18 protein-coding genes and 1 pseudogene are annotated in these 18,896 nt (G+C 63.5%); 10 read left to right on the top strand and 9 right to left on the bottom strand.

What is annotated here, in order from left to right:
- Window positions 1-113: 113 nt before the first annotated feature.
- On the top strand, window positions 114-1,061 hold the full coding sequence (locus tag LU684_RS21895) for a LysR family transcriptional regulator (protein ID WP_016489031.1): 948 nt from the start codon (window positions 114-116) through the stop codon (window positions 1,059-1,061).
- 194 nt (window positions 1,062-1,255) lie between these two features.
- Complete coding sequence (locus LU684_RS21890; RefSeq protein WP_016489032.1) at window positions 1,256-2,230, top strand: 2-hydroxyacid dehydrogenase; 975 nt, start codon at window positions 1,256-1,258, stop codon at window positions 2,228-2,230.
- 72 nt (window positions 2,231-2,302) lie between these two features.
- Here LU684_RS21890 and LU684_RS21885 read toward each other — a convergent pair whose 3' ends face one another.
- The gene (locus LU684_RS21885; protein WP_016489033.1) at window positions 2,303-3,205 is read right to left on the bottom strand and encodes a DMT family transporter; all 903 of its coding nucleotides are present in this window, start codon (window positions 3,203-3,205) and stop codon (window positions 2,303-2,305) included.
- 252 nt (window positions 3,206-3,457) lie between these two features.
- On the opposite strand from LU684_RS21885, the gene LU684_RS21880 reads away from it, so the two are divergent.
- Window positions 3,458-4,333: a helix-turn-helix domain-containing protein gene (locus LU684_RS21880; protein ID WP_016489034.1), complete on the top strand. Its 876-nt coding sequence runs from the start codon at window positions 3,458-3,460 to the stop codon at window positions 4,331-4,333.
- Between the two features lie 113 nt (window positions 4,334-4,446).
- Here the strand turns inward: LU684_RS21880 and LU684_RS21875 are convergent, their stop codons facing one another.
- The 6 genes from LU684_RS21875 to LU684_RS21850 form a co-directional block, all read right to left on the bottom strand.
- Window positions 4,447-6,837 (bottom strand): TonB-dependent siderophore receptor, encoded by a 2,391-nt coding sequence (locus tag LU684_RS21875; RefSeq protein ID WP_232895012.1) that lies wholly within the window; start codon window positions 6,835-6,837, stop codon window positions 4,447-4,449.
- A 217-nt stretch (window positions 6,838-7,054) separates the two neighbouring features.
- Complete coding sequence (locus LU684_RS21870) at window positions 7,055-8,035, bottom strand: FecR family protein (protein WP_232895010.1); 981 nt, start codon at window positions 8,033-8,035, stop codon at window positions 7,055-7,057.
- Entirely contained in the window at window positions 8,032-8,607 is a 576-nt protein-coding gene (locus LU684_RS21865; protein WP_016489037.1) for an RNA polymerase sigma factor, read from the bottom strand. Before LU684_RS21865 ends, LU684_RS21870 begins: the two co-directional genes overlap by 4 nt.
- 4 nt (window positions 8,608-8,611) lie before the next feature.
- On the bottom strand, window positions 8,612-8,938 hold the full coding sequence (locus LU684_RS21860) for a DUF3325 domain-containing protein (RefSeq protein WP_016489038.1): 327 nt from the start codon (window positions 8,936-8,938) through the stop codon (window positions 8,612-8,614).
- Window positions 8,938-10,512 (bottom strand): PepSY-associated TM helix domain-containing protein, encoded by a 1,575-nt coding sequence (locus tag LU684_RS21855; RefSeq protein WP_016489039.1) that lies wholly within the window; start codon window positions 10,510-10,512, stop codon window positions 8,938-8,940. The genes LU684_RS21860 and LU684_RS21855 overlap by 1 nt, the downstream gene beginning before the upstream one ends.
- Window positions 10,509-10,814, bottom strand: coding sequence for a DUF3649 domain-containing protein (locus tag LU684_RS21850; RefSeq protein ID WP_016489040.1), 306 nt, complete (start codon window positions 10,812-10,814; stop codon window positions 10,509-10,511). Before LU684_RS21850 ends, LU684_RS21855 begins: the two co-directional genes overlap by 4 nt.
- Before the next feature lie 330 nt (window positions 10,815-11,144).
- On the opposite strand from LU684_RS21850, the pseudogene LU684_RS21845 reads away from it, so the two are divergent.
- Both LU684_RS21845 and LU684_RS21840 read left to right on the top strand, forming a co-directional pair.
- Window positions 11,145-11,457, top strand: a pseudogene (locus LU684_RS21845) (hypothetical protein); the annotation flags it as partial.
- A gap of 604 nt (window positions 11,458-12,061) precedes the next feature.
- A complete protein-coding gene (locus tag LU684_RS21840; RefSeq protein ID WP_016489041.1) occupies window positions 12,062-12,409 on the top strand; it encodes an HPF/RaiA family ribosome-associated protein in 348 nt (115 codons plus the stop codon).
- Window positions 12,410-12,474: 65 nt separating this feature from the next.
- On the opposite strand, the gene LU684_RS21835 is transcribed toward LU684_RS21840, so the two are convergent.
- Complete coding sequence (locus tag LU684_RS21835) at window positions 12,475-12,882, bottom strand: response regulator (RefSeq protein ID WP_016489042.1); 408 nt, start codon at window positions 12,880-12,882, stop codon at window positions 12,475-12,477.
- 22 nt (window positions 12,883-12,904) lie between these two features.
- The gene (locus tag LU684_RS21830; protein WP_016489043.1) at window positions 12,905-13,075 is read right to left on the bottom strand and encodes a Flp family type IVb pilin; all 171 of its coding nucleotides are present in this window, start codon (window positions 13,073-13,075) and stop codon (window positions 12,905-12,907) included.
- Between the two features lie 292 nt (window positions 13,076-13,367).
- Between LU684_RS21830 and cpaB the strand changes: the two genes are divergently transcribed.
- From cpaB to LU684_RS21805, 5 genes are read left to right on the top strand one after another with little or no spacing between them, the layout of a single operon-like run.
- Window positions 13,368-14,321, top strand: a complete 954-nt coding sequence (gene cpaB / locus LU684_RS21825; protein ID WP_016489044.1) for a Flp pilus assembly protein CpaB — start codon at window positions 13,368-13,370, stop codon at window positions 14,319-14,321.
- Between the two features lie 18 nt (window positions 14,322-14,339).
- Window positions 14,340-15,578, top strand: coding sequence for a type II and III secretion system protein family protein (locus tag LU684_RS21820; RefSeq protein ID WP_016489045.1), 1,239 nt, complete (start codon window positions 14,340-14,342; stop codon window positions 15,576-15,578).
- Window positions 15,575-16,765 (top strand): protein TadZ, encoded by a 1,191-nt coding sequence (locus LU684_RS21815; protein ID WP_016489046.1) that lies wholly within the window; start codon window positions 15,575-15,577, stop codon window positions 16,763-16,765. Before LU684_RS21820 ends, LU684_RS21815 begins: the two co-directional genes overlap by 4 nt.
- Window positions 16,762-18,018 carry a CpaF family protein gene (locus tag LU684_RS21810; RefSeq protein WP_016489047.1) on the top strand — a complete coding sequence of 419 codons (1,257 nt, stop codon included), beginning with the start codon at window positions 16,762-16,764 and terminating at the stop codon, window positions 18,016-18,018. The genes LU684_RS21815 and LU684_RS21810 overlap by 4 nt, the downstream gene beginning before the upstream one ends.
- Window positions 18,015-18,896, top strand: a complete 882-nt coding sequence (locus tag LU684_RS21805) for a type II secretion system F family protein (protein ID WP_060517424.1) — start codon at window positions 18,015-18,017, stop codon at window positions 18,894-18,896. The genes LU684_RS21810 and LU684_RS21805 overlap by 4 nt, the downstream gene beginning before the upstream one ends.

The raw sequence follows: 18,896 nt of genomic DNA, 5'->3' as shown, positions 1-18,896 counted from the left end.
CTGCGAATCTTTGTTACCAAAACAGCGATAATCCGCCTTTGGTCGAAGGCAACTTTTCATCTTTTCTGCGTTACTTCGTGACACAATTTTGTCCTCTACATCGAGAGTGACCCATGGACACCCTGCAAAACATGCGTGCTTTCAGTTGCGTAGCCCAGCTTGGCAGCTTTACCGCTGCTGCCGCGCAACTGGACACGACCACCGCGAACGTGTCGCGGGCGGTCTCCAACCTGGAAGCCCATCTGCAAACAAGGCTGCTCAACCGTACCACCCGCCGCATTGCGCTGACCGAGGCCGGCAAGCGCTACCTGATGCGTTGCGAACAGATTCTTACCTATGTGGAAGAAGCCGAAGCCGAAGCCAGCGATGCCCATGCCCGCCCGGCCGGGCAGCTGAAGGTGCACTCGATGACCGGGGTCGGCCAGCATTTCGTGGTCGATGCAATCGCCCGCTACCGTGAATCGCACCCGGACGTCACCTTCGACCTGACCATGGCCAACCGCGTGCCCGACCTGCTTGACGAGGGCTATGACGTGTCCATCGTGCTGGCCACCGAACTGCCCGACTCGGGGTTCGTGTCGCAGCGCCTGGGCATCACCTACAGCATCGTCTGCGCCTCGCCCGACTACATCGCCCGCCACGGCGTGGCGCACAAGCCCGCCGACCTGCTCAAGCATGCCTGCCTGCGCATGGTCAGCCCGGTGATCCCGCTGGAAAAATGGCTGTTCGACGGCCCGGAAGGCCAGGAGATGGTCAACATCACCAGCTCGCCGTTCATGGTCAATACCGCCGACGCCATGAAAACTGCCATCCGCAGCGGCATGGGCGTAGGCGTGCTGCCGATCTATTCGGCCATCGATGGCCTGCGGGATGGCAGTCTGGTGCGGGTGCTGCCCGAATACCGCCTGCAGGAACTGAACCTGTACGCCATCTACCCGTCGCGGCAGTACCTGGATGCCAAGATCAAGACGTGGGTCGAGTACCTGCGCAACTCGCTGCCGGAGATTCTCGCCGCCCATGAGGCGGACCTGAAAACCCATCAGGTGCTGATCGCCAATTAAAAAGCTGCTGCATGGCGGGGGTGGACAATGGTAGGTTGCTAACCATTGTCGGCCCATTCGCGGGCACGCCCGCTCCCACAGGTACAGCGCTGCCCACGAGGCCTGTGCAAAACCTGTGGGAGCGGCGGTGCGGCGATCCGATTTACCCGCGAAGAATCCACCCTCGTCCCACCGCCTTGCAGAGAAGTTGCCCGATGAAAAAGACCGTCCTGGCCTTCAGCCGTATCACCCCGGCCATGGCCGAGCGCCTGCAGCAAGACTTCAACGTGATTTTGCCCAACCCCAAGCTCGGCGACATCAACGCCCAGTTCAACGAAGCCCTGCCTGAGGCCCACGGCCTGATCGGCGTTGGCCGCAAGCTGGGCCGTGCGCAGCTTGAAGGCGCGGCCAGGCTGGAGGTGGTGTCCAGCGTGTCGGTCGGCTACGACAACTATGACCTGGACTACTTCAACGAACGCGGCATCGCCCTGACCAACACCCCCGACGTACTCACCGAAAGCACCGCCGACCTGGGCTTCTCCCTGGTCATGGGCTGCGCCCGCCGCACGGCCGAACTGGATGCCTGGACCAAGGCCGGCAACTGGCAGGCCACCGTGGGGCCGGCGCTCTTCGGCAGTGATGTGCATGGCAAGACACTGGGTATCGTCGGCATGGGCAACATCGGTGCCGCCATTGCCCGTCGTGGCCGGTTCGGCTTCAACATGCCGGTCATCTACGCGGGCAACAGCCGCAAAACCGCGCTTGAGCAAGAGCTGGGCGCACAGTTCCGCAGCCTGGAGCAGTTGCTGGCCGAAGCGGACTTCGTCGTTATCGTGGTGCCATTGTCCGACGCCACCCGCAAGCTGATCAGCGCCCGGGAACTGAAGCTGATGAAGCCAAGTGCCTTCCTGATCAACATCGCCCGCGGGCCGGTGGTGGATGAAGCAGCGCTGATCGAAGCGTTGCAGAACGGCACCATTCGTGGGGCTGGCCTGGATGTGTACGAGAAGGAGCCACTGAGCGATTCGCCGCTTTTCAAACTGCCCAATGCGCTGACGTTGCCGCACATTGGTTCGGCCACTGCCGAAACCCGTGAGGCCATGGCCAACCGCGCGATGGACAACCTGCGCGCGGCGCTGCTGGGTGAGCGGCCGCGCGACCTGGTGAACCCGCAGGTGTGGAAGGGCTGACAGCCTTACTTTGCCTGTACCGGCCTCTTCGCGGGCTTGCCCGCGAAGAGGCCGGTACAGGCAACAGATTATCTATTTAGCCACCAAAATACCCTCAGCCACCTTAGCCTTGGGCTTGCGAAACACCAGCACATTCCCCGCCATTACCGCCACCAGCCCGCACAAGGCCGGCGCCGTCCACTGATACCCCTCGGCCACCGCCGACACATTCAACGCCACCAACGGGAACAGCACGGTGCAGTAGGCTGCCCGCTCCGGCCCCATGCGCCCGACCAGGGTCAGGTAGGCAGTGAAGCCGATTACCGAACCCGGAATCACCAGGTACATCAGCGAACCGATGTAGCGGGTGTTCCACTCCATGGTGAAAGGAATGCCGCTGAACAGGCAATAAACCATCAACATGGCGGCGCCGTAGACCATGCCCCAGGCATTGGTGGTCATGGGCTTGAGCCCGGCCTTCTGCTGCATGCTCGACAGCATGTTCCCCGCCGAGAAGCACAGCGTGCCGAGCAAGGCCAGGCCCAGGCCGTACAGGGTTTCACGGCTGGCCGCATGGTGCGACAGCTCCGGCCAGAACAGCAGCCCCAGGCCGAGCAGGCCCAGGGCACCGCCGCCCAGCACATTGGCGGCGATCTTCTGGCCGAAGAACACCCGCGCGTTCAGGGCGTTCCACAAGGTCGCCGTGGAAAACACCACGGCGATCAGGCCACTGGCAATCCACTGGCTGGCGGTGAGGAAGCACATGAAATTGACGCAGAACAGGCACAGGCCCTGGGCCAGGCAGATCTGGTGGCCGCGCCGGTTCATGGGTTGCAGGCGACGGGTGAGCAGCAGGATGGCGAACAGGATGAGGCCCGCAAGGGCGAAGCGATAGACGATCGAGACCGGGATGGCGACCACGCCCAGCTGGAGCTTCAGGGCGATCCAGGTGGTGCCCCAGATCAGGACGGTGAGCAGGTAGAGTGACAGGTTCATGGCGGCGGTTCCTTGGGCCTTTCAAAATCGGTGCCCGGCGCTTCGCGGGGCAAGCCCGCTCCCACAAATACCGTGCAGCCTTCGCATGCTGTGGGAGCGGGCTTGTCCCGCGAATCGAGGGCGCAGCCCTCGCCGAGGCCCTCAGTGTTCGTCCTCCTGGCATTAACCGCTTGCACAAACTTGCGCTTTTCCCTCTCAGCTAGCTGTCACTGCGGCGCAAGCGCAGTACGATGGCCGTCAGAGGAACCACCCATGACGCCACTCACCCAGCTGCAAGTGTTCAACGCCATGCACGCCTCGCCCCACGCCCGGCTGGAACTCAGCGCACACCTGGGCGATGGGCTGGCGGGGGCGTTGTGGAGCAACCGCGACGATGCCCGCGACTACCAGGCGCCGACCCATCACACCCTGTCGTGCTACATCGCCGACGGCACCGGCACATTCCGCCGCCAGCGCCCGGCCGACAAAGGTGCGCCCGGCAAGCTGTGCGTGATGCCGGCCGGGCAGGAATCGAACTGGGTGGTCAATGGTGCAATCCGCCTGGCCCACCTGTATGTCAGCGAGGCACAGTTCGCCCTGGGCTGCGTGCGCCTGCTCGATCGGGAACCGCGAGAGCTGCAATTGCAGGAAGCGACTTTTCTGGACGACCCGCAACAGGCCGCACGCTTTCGCCACCTGATTCAGCTGGACTGGGACGAACCCGGCGAGCGCCTGCTGGCCAGCAGCCTGGCACACGAGATCGTCGACCATGCGCTGCTCAGCCAGGTGGGGCTGCGCCAGGGCCTGCGCCTGAAAGGCGGGCTGGCGCCGAACCTGCGCCGGCAGTTGGTCGACTACATCGAGGCGCACCTGGACCAGCCGGTTACCCTGGGTGAACTGGCCTTGCGCTGCAACTTGTCCGAATACCACTTTGCGCGCATGTTCCGCACCAGTTTCGGGCTACCGCCGCACCAATACCTGCTGGCCCGGCGACTGCACCGGGCCTGCCAGCTGCTGCAACTGGGGGTGATGCCGCTGGGGGAGATTGCCCTTTTGTGCGGGTTTGCCAGTGCCAGCCATTTCAGTAACCGGTTCCGGCAGGCGCTTGGTGCAACGCCTGGGGAATATCGCTCGGCATTCAAGGCGTGAAATGGGGCCGCTTTGCGGCCCTTTCGCGGCACAAGGCCACTCCCACAGGGATCATCGTTTCCTTGCAGGAGCGGCCTTGTGCCGCGACAGGGCTGCAAAGCAGCCGCAAATACCTAGAATTCGAAGGTGCTGGACAAACTCACCTGCCGGGCATCCCCAATCGCCACAAAGTACTGGTTCACCGCCGAACTGTAATAAACCTTGTCGAACAGGTTCTTCACGTTCAATTGCAAACGCACGTTGTGCTCATCAAGCTTGGTCTCGTAACTGGCGAACGCGTCGGCCACGGTGTACGACGGCAAGTCGAAAGTGTTGGTCGCGTTGCCCGCCCGCTCACCCACGTAACGCGCGCCAGCCCCCAAGCGCAGATTGTCGCCACCGAACAGGCTGCCGAAGTCGTACACCGCCGACAACGAACCGCTGTGCCTGGCCACATTCTGCAGGCGTTTGCCTTCAAGATCAGGGTCCTTGGTCACCTTGGCATCGGTAAACGCATAGCTGCCGATCAGGCTCCAGCGCTCGCTGAGCTGCCCGGTCAGGTCAAGCTCCACACCCCGTGAACTGACTTCCCCTGCATTGCTGTAGACGGTCTCGCCGGTTCCGCTGTCGAAATTGGCGACCAGCACGTTGCGCTTGGTAATGTCGAACAGCGCAAGGGTACCGGTCAGGCTACCGGGCATGTCGAGCTTGGCCCCCAGCTCCCAGGACTTGCCCTCTTCGGGTGCGACCGAAGCGTCCAGCACCACACCGCCGGTCAGCGGTGCAATGCTGGAGTTGGGCTTGAACGACTCGCTGTAGCTGCCATAGAACGAGAGCTGGTCATCAACCTTGTAGACGATGCCTGCGTGCGGCACCCATGCCTGGCCGCTGGTATCGGTATTGGCCGTGAACGGCCGGCCACGGCCGGCATACTGGTCGTATTGCTGGTAGCGTGCGCCGGCCACCAGTATCCAGTGCTCGTCCAGGTGCAGTGCGTCTTGCATGAACAGTGCATCGGTGCGCAGCTTGTCGGTCTGGTCGCTGTCACTGGCTCGTACGCTGGTGCCTTCCACCTCCTGACCATAAACGGGGTTCAGGTAACTGAAGGTGGAGCGGGCAGTCTGGCGAATGAGGTCGCCGCGATACACTTTGCGGTCTTCATGGTCGACGCCGAACAACAGATCATTCTGCATGCCGGCCAATTCCACATTACCGGCCAGGCTCAGAGTAGCGAACTGGTCGCGGCTCATGGCGTTGTGGGTGCCGTCGATGCTGCGCGTCAGCGTGCCTTTGGCTTCGTTGACGCCGGTCACCCGCACCTGGCTTGCATCATAGGTCTCGCGGTTGAAGCTGTAGCCAAAGTGCAGCTTCCAGTCGTCGGCCAGCTGATGGTCGACTTCCAGGCGGTACAGGTCGGAGCGCCCCTCCATGTCGTTGAACGGCTCGTCCAGGCGGCGCGTGGCGGGGATGTTCAGCGGGTGGCCGTTGCTGCCGAACGCGGTGCCACGGTCGAAGGGGTAGAGAAACTCGCGGTGCTCGTAGGCCAGCACCACCTGCGTGTCTTCGCCCAGCCAGGCCAGCGACGGCGCCACCAGCGATTCGCGGTGCACGCCGTAGTTGCGCCAGTAGTCTTCGTCTTCGTGATCGACGATCAGGCGGTAGGCGAAGTTGCTGTCGCCCAGCGCACCGGTGCTGTCCAGCCCGCCGCCACTGCCGTTCTTGCCGCTGCCGTAGGTCGAGCCACGCACGGTCAGGGCGTTGTACTGCTGCAGTTGTGGGCGCTTGCTGACCACGTTGATCACCCCGCCCGGGTCCTGGATGCCGTACAGCAGCGAGGCCGGCCCCTTGAGCACTTCGACCCGCTCGGTGCTGGCGTTGAGGCTGCGGCCCTGCACGATGGGCATGCCATCGCGCATGATCGAGCCGTCGCGGTTGTCGCCAAAGCCGCGCTTCATCACCGTGTCGGATGTGCCGCCAAAGTTGTTGCCCTGGGTAATGCCGCTGACGTTGGACAGGGCATCATCGAGGTTGCGCGGGGCTTGGTCGCGGATGACCTGGGCCGGTACCACGTTGATGGCCTGCGGGATGTCCTGATTCGGCCCCTGCCCGCGCATGATCGAAGCGCTGGCCGGGGGCTGGTAGCTGTAGTCGTCCAGCTGCGAGGTTACGTTGGTGGCCTGCAGGTTGAGGGCGCCTGAAGTGTCGGCGGGTTCGAGGGTCAGGGTGCGTGCGTCGACGCGCCGCCAGGCCAGCCCGGCGTTGCCCAGCAGCTGTTGCAGCGCCTGCTCGGCGCTGAACCGGCCATTCAATGCCGGGGCCTGTACACCTGGCAGTTCGAGGGTGTAGACCACGCTCTGGCCGGTGGTGCGGCTGAAGGCGTTGAGCGCCTGGGCCAACGGTTGGGCCGGCTGGGCGAAGGCAAAGGCCTGCAGCTGCTCGGCGGCGCTTGCCAGGGGGGCGACGGCGAATGCCGGCAGCGCAGCAAGGCCGAGCCAGAGAGGGACGCAACGCGGGGAGAACTTCATGGACGCTGACCTGTGAGAGGGTGATGATTGCGAATGAATCGCACTTTCACTCATTACACGGATGCCACGTCCTGTTACCTCACCCGCTAACTGAAAATATTTTCCCTGTACCGGCCTCTTCGCGGGCACGCCCGCTCCCACAGGGATGGCACAAGTTCAAAATCCGGTGCAGTACCTGTGGGAGCGGGCATGCCCGCGAAGAGGCCGGCACAGGCAACTACCGGATCAAGGTCAAACGCCCGAACACGGTCTGCCGCGAAAAGCCCATGACCTTGCCCAGCGAATCCAGCGCCAGCAGCGGCTCGGTCACCGGAAAGCTGCCGCTGACCTTGCGCTGCCCCAGTTCGCCATCCAGCAACAGGATGCGCCCCGGGTAATAGCGCCTAAGGTCTTCGACCACCTGCGCCAGCGGCACCTGGTAATAGTTCAGCCACCCCTGCCGCCAGGCCAGGCGGTTGTCACTGTCCACCACCAAGGTGTCGCCTACCCTGCCTGCGCTGTAGGCCACCTGCTGGTTGGCAGTCAGTTCACCCGCCAAAGTGCCTTGCGCGGGGCTGACCCTGACCCGCCCACTGCGCACTGTCACCTGGGCGCCCTCGCCTTGCTCACGCACCTCAAACTGGGTACCGAGCACTCGCACTTCGCCACCGCCCGCTTCGACCACGAATGGCTCACCGTTATGAGTGACCTCAAAGTATGCCGCGCCATGCAGCAACCGCACACGGCGCTCACCCTGGGCAAAATCGACTGCAATGGCGCTACCTGCATCAAGCGTCACCTGCGACTGGTCGGCCAAGGTCACCTGGCGAATCTGCCCGGCACTGCTGTAGTCAGCCTGCAGCTCCTGCAACCAGTATCCCGGGTGCCAGCCCCCGGCAACGCCCACGGCCAGCATCAGGCAGGCCGCCATCGCCATTGCCGCCATCCGCCGCCACGGGCCACGGGTCGGTGGCCGGGCCATTGCATTGAGGTAGTGCTGCAGGGCGTCCTGTTCTTCGTCGGCCAGTTGCGCGGCCGGAGCGGCGCTTTTCTGCCACAGCGCCTGGGCCTGTTGGTAGGCCTCACGGTGCCCGGGGTCGGCCAGCAACCAGCGCTTGAACGCAGCCCCTTCCGCTTGCGCGGGCTGCTCATTGATGCGGCTGAGCCATTGCAAAGCGGCCTGGGACTGCGCCTCGGTGATCGGGGGCAAACGGCTCATCGACGGGCACTCCCAGGCCGGCGTGGGGTGGGCGCGGGCTCGGCAACACTCGCCTTGCACGCTTCAAGGGCGCGCATCATATGCTTTTCCACGGCACTCTGGGACAGCTGCATAGCCTTGGCGATTTCACCGTACTTGCAGCCGTGGATGCGGTTGAGCAGAAAGATCTGCCGGGTGCGCTCGGGCAAGGCGCGCAAGGCGGCTTCGATGCGCTGCAGGTCGTGGTCGACCTCCAGCGCCTGCTCGGGCGCCTGAGCCATGCCCGTGTCGTCCATTGGCAGCGCGGCTTCTGCCACGCGTTCACGGCTGCCTTCACTGCGCAGGTGGTCGATCGCCAGGTTGCCGGCACAACGCAACAGGTACGTGTCCAGCGCCTCGACCTTGACCTCGGGGCGGCGCCAGAAACGCAGGAACAGCTCCTGGACCAGGTCTGAAGCCGTGGCGCGACAGCCTACACGCCGGCTGACCAGTGCCTCCATCCGCGCACGCTGGGCCAGGAACACCTGGACGAAACGTGCACGCCCGCCCGCGCTGTCGGCCTCGGGCTCGATGATATCCCTCTGCTCGCTCACGAGTTCACACAGCGAACACGGCCAGCAAAGGCCCGAGCACCACACTGGCGGCAGCTGCGCCCAGCAGCAGGCGCGGCTGGTAGGGCAAGCCAAACACCCACACGGTCACCCCGGCCATCATCACCGCCGTCCACTCCACCAAGCCATGGGCCCAACCACGCAGGTGCACGCTGAGGACCAGCGACAGCATCAGCAGCAGCCAACCGGCAACCCGCAACACCCGTAACTGCCCGGGGCGCGGCTTGCGCCCTAGCAGTTCGCTGAAGTGCTTTTCCATGGCCAGGCACAGGGCGACAAAGCCTGCGAATGCAATCAGTGCGTTACCCAGCATCAGTTCACCTGCGCCGTTTCAGTGCCCGGTTTTTGTGCCGCGCGTGCTCGCCTGGCTACCGGTTTGGGGCTGCGCAGCATCTTGCCGGCCAGCCAGGCCAGGAACAGGCCGGTACCCAGTGCCGTCAGGTCGAAGCCCGCCATGGCCCAGTCACCCGCCTGCAACGAATGGTTCAGTCCCCGGTCGGTGCCAAGGCCGTTGAGCAGCGGCAACAGGGCAAAGGCCAGCGCACCCAGGGCCAGTTGCTCGCCCCAAGCCCGGCGCCCGCTGCGCAGCACGGCATGCACCAATGACAAGCCCCAGGCGATGAAGAAGGCATTGACCTCCCAATTGGCGCGGCCCTCGATGCCCACCGGAATCAGGCGGTTGGCCCAGAAGAAGCCCGCCACCGCCAGCAACAGCCCGCTCATGCTGGCGATATTGAGCACCTCGACCAGGCGCAACTCACCCGGCATGTGCGGGCGCTTGGCATGTTTGAGTTGGCGCTTGCCCAGCCACATCACCAGCCCGGTGCCGATCACCGCAGTGCCAGCAATGCCAAAAAAGAAGTACAACCAGCGCAGCCAGGGCCCGGCAAAGTTGCCCATGTGCAACCCGGCAAAGCTGAAGGCGGTCATCATTACCCCGCTCTCTGGCTTGCCCTGGCTCAGCAGCGCGCCACTGGCGCCGTCAAACGTCCAGTTGGCACTGCGCCGATAAGCCACGTGGTCGGCAGCCGATTGGGTAAAGGTGACGCGGGCATTGCTGTCACCCGGGTTCTGCACCTGGATGTTGCCAATGCGCGCCCCGGGCTGCAGCGCCTGCACCTTGGCATACAGGCTTGGCAGGGCGACCAGCGGCGTCGCCAGTTGGGCTGCCTTGGGCGCATCGTCGCGCCCGAACAGGTCGTTGAAGTACTTGCCGGTGTCATTGCCATAGCTGGCCATGATGCCCGCCGGCATCACCATGTACATGAACAGCACCAGGCTGCTGTAGCTGATCATCAGGTGGAATGGCAGCACCAGCACGCCTATGGCGTTGTGCCCGTCCAGCCAGGACCGCTGGCCCTTGCCGGGGCGGAAGGTGAAGAACTCCTTGAAGATCTTCTTGTGGGTGATGATGCCGGTGACCAGCCCCAGCAGCATGATGAAGGCGCAGAAGGTCGACAGCCAGCGGCCAAACGGGTATGGCATCTGCAGCTGGAAGTGGAAACGGTAGAAGAAATCGCCACCACGGCTGTCGCGCGCCTCAACCGGTTGGCCGGTCTGCGTATCCAGGGTTTTGTTGACAAAGCCACGCGGCCCGCCATTGGGATCGCGATAGCCAACGCTCAAGCCCGCCTCGCGCTCGTTGGGCATGCGGATGAACCAGGACGCGGAATGCCCGGCGTTGTCTTGCAGATACTGCTGGGCCTTATCCAGGCTGAGGGCCGGGTCCAAGGCATGACTGCGCACTTCGGGCTGCATCCAGTGGGTAATTTCTTCCTTGAAATACGACAACGTGCCGGTCAGGAAGATGGCAAACAACAGCCAGCCGAAGATCAGGCCGGTCCAGGTGTGCAGCCAGGCCATCGCCTGGCGGAAGCCTTCTTTCATGGGTTTTTCATCCAGTAGGCAACGCCGCTGATCATGGCCAACAGCAGGCTGGGCGCCAACACGCCCAGCCAGGCACGCCAGGCGCTGCGACAGGCAAAGCACCAGATGAATGCCAGCAGGTAAAAGACGAACGACAACAACAGGCCGGTCAGCGTGGCATCGACCGTTGGCAGCGGTACTACCAGGGCAATGCAGACGCTGGCCATGGACGCCAACAGGTAGCCGCCCAATAGCGCGGCCAGGCTGCGTGAGGCAACGGCCAGCCGATAGCTGTGCGGAAGGCCGGCAGTTTTGCGCGTCATGGCAAGGTCCGGATGTTTTCTGGGGGTGCAATAATAATGATTTCAATTCTCATAGGCAAAGAGTTAGCGATGTGCTGCCTGTTCTGGCCCTATCGCCGGCAAGCCAGCTCCCACCGGTACTGCACAGGGCTTGAAGACAGCGGGCTTCTGTGGGAGCTGGCTTGCCGGCGATAGGGCCGGTGGAGATTGGCGAGCACTTTGCCCTGCAATACAGTGCGAACAATTCTTACTACTATGTGCGCTACACAGCGCCGGAGTATCACGGTGCCCAGCGCGCTCACATCCACGGTCGAAGGCCTGTACCGCGCCCATCACAACTGGCTTACCCGGGTGCGGCTGTTCGAAGGTGAACTGGCGCTGCAAGTGGCCAACGATCCCCGACCATTGCTGGTGCGTACCGGCGAAGGGGCGCTACACCGGCACGGCGGCCGCTTCAACGGGGGCTGGCAGTCGGTCTCGGCGCTCGACCACAATGTGGGCGCCTGGGTCGACGGCATGCTGGTGGCCTCGCAGATGCGCCTGGCGGATTTCCGGGTCGTATCCGCTGGATGACAGTGAGCGCATCCTGCAAATGCTGGAGGTAGCACTGCCGGTTCGGGTGCGGCGCTTCACCCGGTCGTGGGTGATGGTGGATGTGGGGTGAGGGCTACCAGGTGACCGCCGCGGGTTTTGCAGGGGGCGTAGATCGAGCGCCGCCCGCGCGGCGCTTCGCGGGGCAAGCCCGCTCCCACATTTGTTTCGGGCCAGTTATGCCTGCAAGAGAGGCGCGCGACCGCCTTGTTTGTACGACTCGATATCGAGCCATGCGCCAAGGCGATCGCGCTCCTTTGTCACAGGACTGATTGGCCCGAAACAAATGTGGGAGCGGGCTTGCCCCGCGAAGCGCCGCGCGGGCGGCGCTCGATCTCACAGGCGACAAAAAATTCATGGCGAAAACACCCGCAAAAAAAAAGATCAAATCAACTGAGCCATTTTCCCAACCTTGCGTGACAGACATGGCAGCCCCCTCTCTCAGGACCCGACCCATGCCGTTGCGCCCCAGCCCCCTCGTCCACGCCCTGCTGCTCACCACATCGCTCGGCGTGGCCACGCCTGCCAGCCCCATTTGCAACAAGAAATTTATTTTCAAAAAGGGCTTGAATTCGGTCCGCGGTTGCCTGACCTTAGAGTCAAGAGGCGCAGAAATTCCAAGGGTCTCAAGGACCTGAGCGCGTCTCCATGCGAGCAAGCTGAATAAGGATTGAATCATGCAAATCCAGGTCAACAGCAGCAACCATTTCGAAAGCAACGCCCGTCTCGACCAGTGGGTCCGCAGTACACTGCAAAGCTCCCTGGAACGTTACGAAGAAGACCTCACCCGCATCGAGGTTCACCTGCGCGACGAGAACGGCGCCAAGCCCGGACCGCATGACAAACGCTGCCAGATGGAGGCTCGCCCCAAAGGCCACCAACCGATTTCCGTGACCCACACTGCCACTTCGGTGGACCAGGCAGTCGACGGTGCCGCCACCAAGCTCAACCACGCGCTGGAACACTTCTACGGCAAGCTGCGCAGCAAGCGCGGCGCCCTTGAACTGAGCGACCCGGACGCCTGACCGCACAATGAAAAACGCCCGGCCAAGTGCCGGGCGTTTTTATTAAAGGCCATTGAAGGCCTTCCTCAACTCACTACCCTCAGCTTTGGTACGGGGAACAGGTTCTCCAGGGTCTTCAGCAAACGCGCGTGATAAAGCGGCTTGCGGAAAAAATCCACCACCTGCAGGTGCAGCATTTCACTGACGTCATCCACGTCGGCCTGCCCGGACATGACAATCACCGGCAGGTGCTGGCGGGCCGTGTGATTGCGCATGCGCCTGATCAGACCAATGCCGCTTTCCTCCGGCATACGCAGGTCGGTGATCACCAGGGCAACGTCCGGATGACGGGTAAGCTGTTGCAAGGCAACCTGTACCGATGTCGCGGTCAGGCAGGCGAAGCCTTCATTTTCGAGAAGTTCGGCCAGCTCCAGCAGAGCGTCCTGCTCGTCATCCACCAAAAGGATCTGCTGGCGCGAGAAAGCGTTCTGCATGGCGTTGGCTCCTGCTCACCGGTCAAAGGGCATTTTTGATCGTGGTGAAGGTGGTGTTGACGGCCGTGGAGATGTCGCCAACGAAGGCGGCCAGCACCACTGCGACCATCGTCGCGATGACCGCGTATTCGATACCGGACGCACCGTCCTTGCGATGCAGGAAGGTCATGCAATGCAGAATGAACAGTTTCATGTCTCAGCTCCTTGCGGCACATGCCGGCGATTGCGGTATCAAAGTGACACCTATTTGCCATCAAAGAATCGCCAAGCTGAGGCGGACTGCAAATGTATCAAAGGATTAATCACAAAGGATTAGCTCAAGAGAATTAACACCCGCAATACTGCTAACCCTCTGTATTGCCTCGACTTAATCACAATTCCAAAAAAAAGCCCTCACGCTCATGGCAAATGGCAATGGCTGCGCTACCGTCCTATAGCGAAATAGTGACTTTTTGCCATCAGTTGCAACGTGCAGGGAGGCCGAGATGAGCAGTCGCTTGACCCTAGCCTTGGCTGCTTTCTTCCTGCTGGCAGCGCTGTTGGCCGGCTACTGGGGTGTTGTGCTGAGCCGCCCGGCGGCCACGCCCGCACCGGTTACCCCTGCGGCCGAACAACCGATTGCAGCCGTTGCCCCACCCCCCATCACTCCACCGGAGCCACCGCGTACGGCCGTGGTCGTCCTGCGCAAGGCTTTACCCGCCAATACGCCGGTCAGTGAAGACGATGTGCTGATCGAGCGCCTGCAGGTTGCCCCCACTGGGGCCTACCAGCAAACCGCCCAGGTGATCGGGCGCACCAGCGCCAGGCCACTTGCAGCGGGCACCTGGCTGGATGAGTCCAGCTTCCAGGCTGGCGGGCCGCTGGCGCGGATGATCCGTGCCAACGAGCGGGCGGTGGCAGTCGGTGTGGACGAAGTGGTCGGCGCCGCCGGCCAACTGCGCCCGGGCGACTACGTGGACGTGTTGCTGTTCCTGCGTGAAGAGCCCAACAACCCGCAATCCTCCGCCCAAGTGGTGCTGCCGGCCTTGCGCGTGCTCAGTGTCGGCGACCAGACGGGCCTGGCCAACGACGGCCGCCCGGCGCAGACCGCCGAAGAGCAAAAGGCCCGGCGCGAACAAGCCAGTATGAACAACGGCACAGGTACCCGCACCGTGGCGCTGGCAGTGCCGGAGGCCTTGGCCAGCCGTTTGATGCTGGCTGCCCAGGCTGGCACCTTGCGCCTGGCCGTGCGCAGTGCCGATGAGCAGCGCCTGGCGCGGTACTGGAACGAGCCCGGTGCCCAACCGCAGGTGGAGGCCGCCAACCGCGAACTCTACCGCTTCAGCCAGCTCTCCCAGTCGCCGGTGGCCAACGCTGCCAGCCTGGCGACCAGCAAACCCACACCCGCCATGCACATCATCCGTGGCGCACAGGCTGACGATACGAATAAAACCCCCTGACCCGGCAAGGATGCAGCGATGCGTAGTTCCTTTTTGAGACAAGCATGTTGTACCGGGCTGCTGGCCGCGCTGTTGCCCCAGGCCCAGGCAGTGGGCAAAGGCTGCGAGGCGATCAGTCAGCTCCCTTCGGTCATCGAGATAGACCAGGGCCTGCAGCAGGAACTGCGCCTGCCACTGGCGATCAGCCGGGTTGCCGTAGGCGAGCCCAAGGTGGCCGATGTGCAGGCCAGCGGTGACCGCGGTGTGGTGATTACCGCAGTGGGCCAAGGCAATACCACGTTGATGCTGTGGACAGCATGCGCCCCGTCACCGCACCGGGCCATGGTATTCGTCAAAGGCCGGGCCAGTGCCGACATGGCCGAAGACAGTTTTTTGCCGTCGCAGGATGCACAACTGATCAGCCAGGTGCAGGCCGATATCCGTTTCGTGGAAGTACGCCGAAACAAGTACAGAGAAGCTGGCGCACGGCTGTTCTTCAAGGGTTCGAACAACAGCCTGATCGGTGCGCCTGGAACAGTGCCTAACACCTCTGTATCCCCAGGTTCGGTACCCATTGCGAACCCGGAGATCCCGCTCACAGAGAACGTCTTCAACATCGTCTGGGGCGGCGGCAGTAGCCGCTTCCTTGCCATGATCAACGCACTGGAAAGCAGCGGCTTCGCCTACACGTTGGCCCGCCCGAGCCTGACCGTACTCAGCGGCCAGACCGCAAGCTTCCTGGCGGGTGGCGAAATTCCGATTCCAGTCCCCAGCTCGGGCAGCGACAACGTGTCCATCGAATACAAGGAGTTCGGCGTACGTCTGGCGCTGACACCAACCATCATCAGCCCCGGCAGGATCACCCTCAAGGTGGCGCCGGAGGTCAGCGAGCTGGACTACAGCAACGTAGTAACCATCGCCGGCACGCAAGTGCCGGGGTTGACCGTAAGACGCACCGACACCAGCATTGCCCTTGCCGATGGCGAAAGCTTCATCATCAGCGGCTTGGTCAGCAGCAACACCAGGTCCGATGTCGACAAACTGCCTGGCCTCGGTAACCTCCCAATCCTGGGCGCATTCTTCCGGCAATCGACGCTCAAACGCGAAGAAACCGAACTGCTGATGATCGTAACTCCACACCTGGTCCAGCCGCTGGCCGCCAACGCGCGGCTGCCGGAACTGCCGGGTGAGAACTTGCGCAACTACGACCCCAGCTGGGGGCGCCTGTTCTTCCTGGAAAACGGCAACTTTGATGGCAAGGGTGGGTTATCCCAATGAACGAGAGCCTGAACCCCACCTTCCTCGCCATCACCCGCAATGAAGAGGACCTGCACTGGCTACAGGGCGCACTGGCGCCGCAAGGCCAGGTGATCGGTGCCACTGCCGGCAGCCTCGACGAGCTGCTGGCGCTGGTCAACGCCACCTTCAGCAACCTGATGTTCATCGGCCTGGACCGCGAACAGCTGGTCAGCCAGTGCGCCTTGATCGAGGGGGTGCTGGAGGCCAGGCCGATGTTGGCGATTGTCGCCCTTGGCGATGGCATGGACAACCAACTGGTGCTGCATGCCATGCGCGCAGGCGCCCGCGATTTCGTCGCCTATGGCTCACGCCCCAGCGAAGTGGCCGGGCTGGTGAGGCGCCTGGGCAAGCGCATGCCGGCGGTGACCAGCAACCCCAGCCTTGGCGGGCTGACCGTGCTGTTCGGTGTGCAAGCCAATGCAGACGGCGCATTGCTCACCACCCACCTGGCCCGGGTGGTGCAGGAGAGCGGCCAGCAAACCCTGCTGCTGGACCTGGGCCTGCCGCGTGGCGACAGCCTGGCGCTGCTCGGCCTGGAGGCTTCGTTCTTTTTCGGCGACGCCCTGCGCCACCTGCGCCGCCTCGACACCACACTGATCGACAGCGCATTCACGCGCGACAAGAAAGGCTTGCGCCTGCTCACTTACGCCGAGGCCGACGACCCGCTGCAACAAACCAGCGCCGCCGAGCTGTACATGCTGCTCAGCGCCCTGCGCCAGCACTTCCAGCACATTGTCGTGAACCTGACTGGGCATGCCGACAGCGAAGCCCTGCGCACGTTGGTGAGCCATTGCGACAAACTGATCGTCTACACCGACCAGAATATCCTCGACTGCCGGCGCAACCTTGAAGTGCTCGACCTGTGGCGTGACCACGGCATGAAGCTGGAGCACGCCAGCCTGCTGGTGGACCGCTACCTGAGCAACGTTGCACCCGATGCCGATACCCTGGCCAAACGCTACGGGCTGCCCTTGCTCAAGGCCATCCCCTACAGCCCCGAAGTGCGCCTAAATGTGAAGAACCAGGGCCTGAGCCTGTTCGAACTGGCCCCGCGTGAAAACCTCACTCAAGCCCTGCGCAGCCTCGGCGAACGCCTGGCACGGCGCTCGGAAAACCTCGCACCACCCGCCTTCACCTGGCTGCGTCGGCTTTGGGGGAGCAAATGAGCAATGACCAACCCTTTGGTGGACAGCAACACGCCTCCGGCGACCCCTACGCGCTAAAGCGTGCACTGCACCGCTTTGCCATCGACGCCATCGAGGACAGCGGCCGCAACCTGCTCGAAGGCGCCCGGCCAGCACTGACCCAGTTCGTGCTGGAGCAGGTGGGCGATTACGTCGCGCGCCTGCGCCTGGCCATGTCGCGCTACGAAATGGAGCGCCTGGCCGAAGAGCTGGTAGATGAGCTGACCGGTTTCGGCCCGCTGGAAGTGTTGCTGCGAGACCCCACCGTTACGGAAATCCTGGTCAACGGCCCCCATCGGGTGTTCGTGGAACGGGCGGGCCTGTTGCAACAGACCGACCTGCGTTTTATCGACGCTCACCATGTGGAGCGGGTGATGCAGCGCATCCTCGCGCCGCTTGGCCGGCGCCTGGATGAATCCTCGCCAATGGTCGACGCGCGCATGCCCGACGGCAGCCGGGTGAATGCGATCATTCCGCCTGTGGCGCTGGACGGCCCGTGCCTGTCGATCCGCAAGTTCCGCCAGGACATGCTCAAGAGCGCCGACCTGCTGGCCACACGCGCCATCGACCAGTCCATCTTCGACTTCTTCGAACGCGCCGTGGGCAAACGTTGCAACATCCTGGTCAGTGGCGGTACCGGCACCGGCAAGACCACCCTGCTGAACATCCTCAGCCAGATGATCGCGCCCCGCGAACGCCTGGTAACCATCGAAGACGTCGCCGAGCTGCAGCTGCACCATCCCCACGTGGTGCGCCTGGAAACCCGCCCGCCGAATGCCGAAGGGCATGGCGAAATCAAGGCCAGCGAACTGATCCGCAACGCCCTGCGCATGCGCCCAGACCGCATCATTCTGGGCGAGATCCGCGGCAGCGAAGTGCTCGACGTGCTCACTGCGATGAACACCGGCCACGATGGCTCGATGAGCACGGTGCACGCCAACACCGCACAGGATGCGCTGCTGCGCCTGGAAACCCTGGTCGGCCTGAGCGGCCGGCAGATTGCCGAGAAGACCTTGCGGCAGATGGTCTGCGCGGCGCTGGATGTGGTGATCCAGCTGACCCGCCTGCCGGACGGCCGACGCTGCGTCAGCGAGGTGCTGGAAGTGGTCGGCGTGCGCGATGAGGTGTACGTGACCAACACCCTGTTCCGCCTCGATCGTCGTGGCGGCGATACCTTTCTGCGCGAAGCACCCAACCCGGCGGGCAGCAAGCTGCGCGCAGAGGGCGTGCTGTGACCGGCCCCTTGCTGCTGGCGCTGTCCCCGCTGCTGCTGGGCGTCGCCCTGCTGCTGTTGCGCCGTAGCCTGTACAAGCGGCACGAAGAGCGCATCCTGCAACGCCTGGGGCGGGCGTTCAGCATTGTGCGCAATGGCACCGCCCGGCGCGAATGGCTCGACGCCCTGCTGCAGCGCGCCGGCTTGGGGGCTGTCGACATCGAGCCACAGCGCTGGTTGCTGGCGTGGCTGGGCGTGGTGCTGCTGGGGCTGATCGCCGCCGGCTGGGTGGCCGCATTGATGCTGCTGGTCGGCCTGCCAACCCTTGCGTACCTGATCCTGAGCTGGCAAAGCCGCCGGCAGATGCGGCAAATCGTCGACCAGTTGCCTGGCCTGCTGGACTACAGCGTGCGCAGCCTCAAGGCTGGCCGCACCCTCAATGACGCGGTGCTGGGCGGTATCGACAGTAGCCGCGATCCCCTGCGCTCAGCCATGGCGCGGGTGCGGCGCAACGTACAGTTGGGCGTGGCGCTGGAGGATGCTGTGAGCGAGCTGGCCGAACTGCACAAGCAGGACGAACTGCGGCTGTTCGCCCTTGGCTTGCGCATCAACCAGCGTTACGGCGGCAATGCCAGCGAGCTGATGGAAAACCTGATCAAACTGATCCGCGAGCGTGAACAAGGGGCGCGTCAGCTCAAGGCGATGACCGGCGAGACCCGCATCACCGCGATCATTCTCGGCTCCTTGCCGCTGGCGATGGTCGGCTACTTCCTGATGGCCAACCCGCATTACCTGCTGGCCATGTGGCGGGACAGCAGCGGCCAGATGATGCTGTTGCTGGCCTTTGCCCTGCAGGTGCTCGGTTGCCTGGTGCTGTGGCGAATGATGAGGAGCCTGTGA

Source organism: Pseudomonas sp. NMI542_15, assembly GCF_021283425.1.
GTDB lineage: Bacteria > Pseudomonadota > Gammaproteobacteria > Pseudomonadales > Pseudomonadaceae > Aquipseudomonas > Aquipseudomonas fortuita.
The sequence above is the reverse complement of the archived record's forward strand: the minus strand, read 5'-3'. Positions and strand labels throughout refer to the sequence as shown.

Coding starts and splice junctions, on each gene's coding strand:
- LU684_RS21895 (WP_016489031.1), top strand. CDS start 114: ATGGACACCCTGCAAAACATGCGTGCTTTCAGTTGCGTAGCCCAGCTT.
- LU684_RS21890 (WP_016489032.1), top strand. CDS start 1,256: ATGAAAAAGACCGTCCTGGCCTTCAGCCGTATCACCCCGGCCATGGCC.
- LU684_RS21885 (WP_016489033.1), bottom strand. CDS start 3,205: ATGAACCTGTCACTCTACCTGCTCACCGTCCTGATCTGGGGCACCACC.
- LU684_RS21880 (WP_016489034.1), top strand. CDS start 3,458: ATGACGCCACTCACCCAGCTGCAAGTGTTCAACGCCATGCACGCCTCG.
- LU684_RS21875 (WP_232895012.1), bottom strand. CDS start 6,837: ATGAAGTTCTCCCCGCGTTGCGTCCCTCTCTGGCTCGGCCTTGCTGCG.
- LU684_RS21870 (WP_232895010.1), bottom strand. CDS start 8,035: ATGAGCCGTTTGCCCCCGATCACCGAGGCGCAGTCCCAGGCCGCTTTG.
- LU684_RS21860 (WP_016489038.1), bottom strand. CDS start 8,938: ATGCTGGGTAACGCACTGATTGCATTCGCAGGCTTTGTCGCCCTGTGC.
- LU684_RS21855 (WP_016489039.1), bottom strand. CDS start 10,512: ATGAAAGAAGGCTTCCGCCAGGCGATGGCCTGGCTGCACACCTGGACC.
- LU684_RS21850 (WP_016489040.1), bottom strand. CDS start 10,814: ATGACGCGCAAAACTGCCGGCCTTCCGCACAGCTATCGGCTGGCCGTT.
- LU684_RS21840 (WP_016489041.1), top strand. CDS start 12,062: ATGCAAATCCAGGTCAACAGCAGCAACCATTTCGAAAGCAACGCCCGT.
- LU684_RS21835 (WP_016489042.1), bottom strand. CDS start 12,882: ATGCAGAACGCTTTCTCGCGCCAGCAGATCCTTTTGGTGGATGACGAG.
- LU684_RS21830 (WP_016489043.1), bottom strand. CDS start 13,075: ATGAAACTGTTCATTCTGCATTGCATGACCTTCCTGCATCGCAAGGAC.
- cpaB (WP_016489044.1), top strand. CDS start 13,368: ATGAGCAGTCGCTTGACCCTAGCCTTGGCTGCTTTCTTCCTGCTGGCA.
- LU684_RS21820 (WP_016489045.1), top strand. CDS start 14,340: ATGCGTAGTTCCTTTTTGAGACAAGCATGTTGTACCGGGCTGCTGGCC.
- LU684_RS21815 (WP_016489046.1), top strand. CDS start 15,575: ATGAACGAGAGCCTGAACCCCACCTTCCTCGCCATCACCCGCAATGAA.
- LU684_RS21810 (WP_016489047.1), top strand. CDS start 16,762: ATGAGCAATGACCAACCCTTTGGTGGACAGCAACACGCCTCCGGCGAC.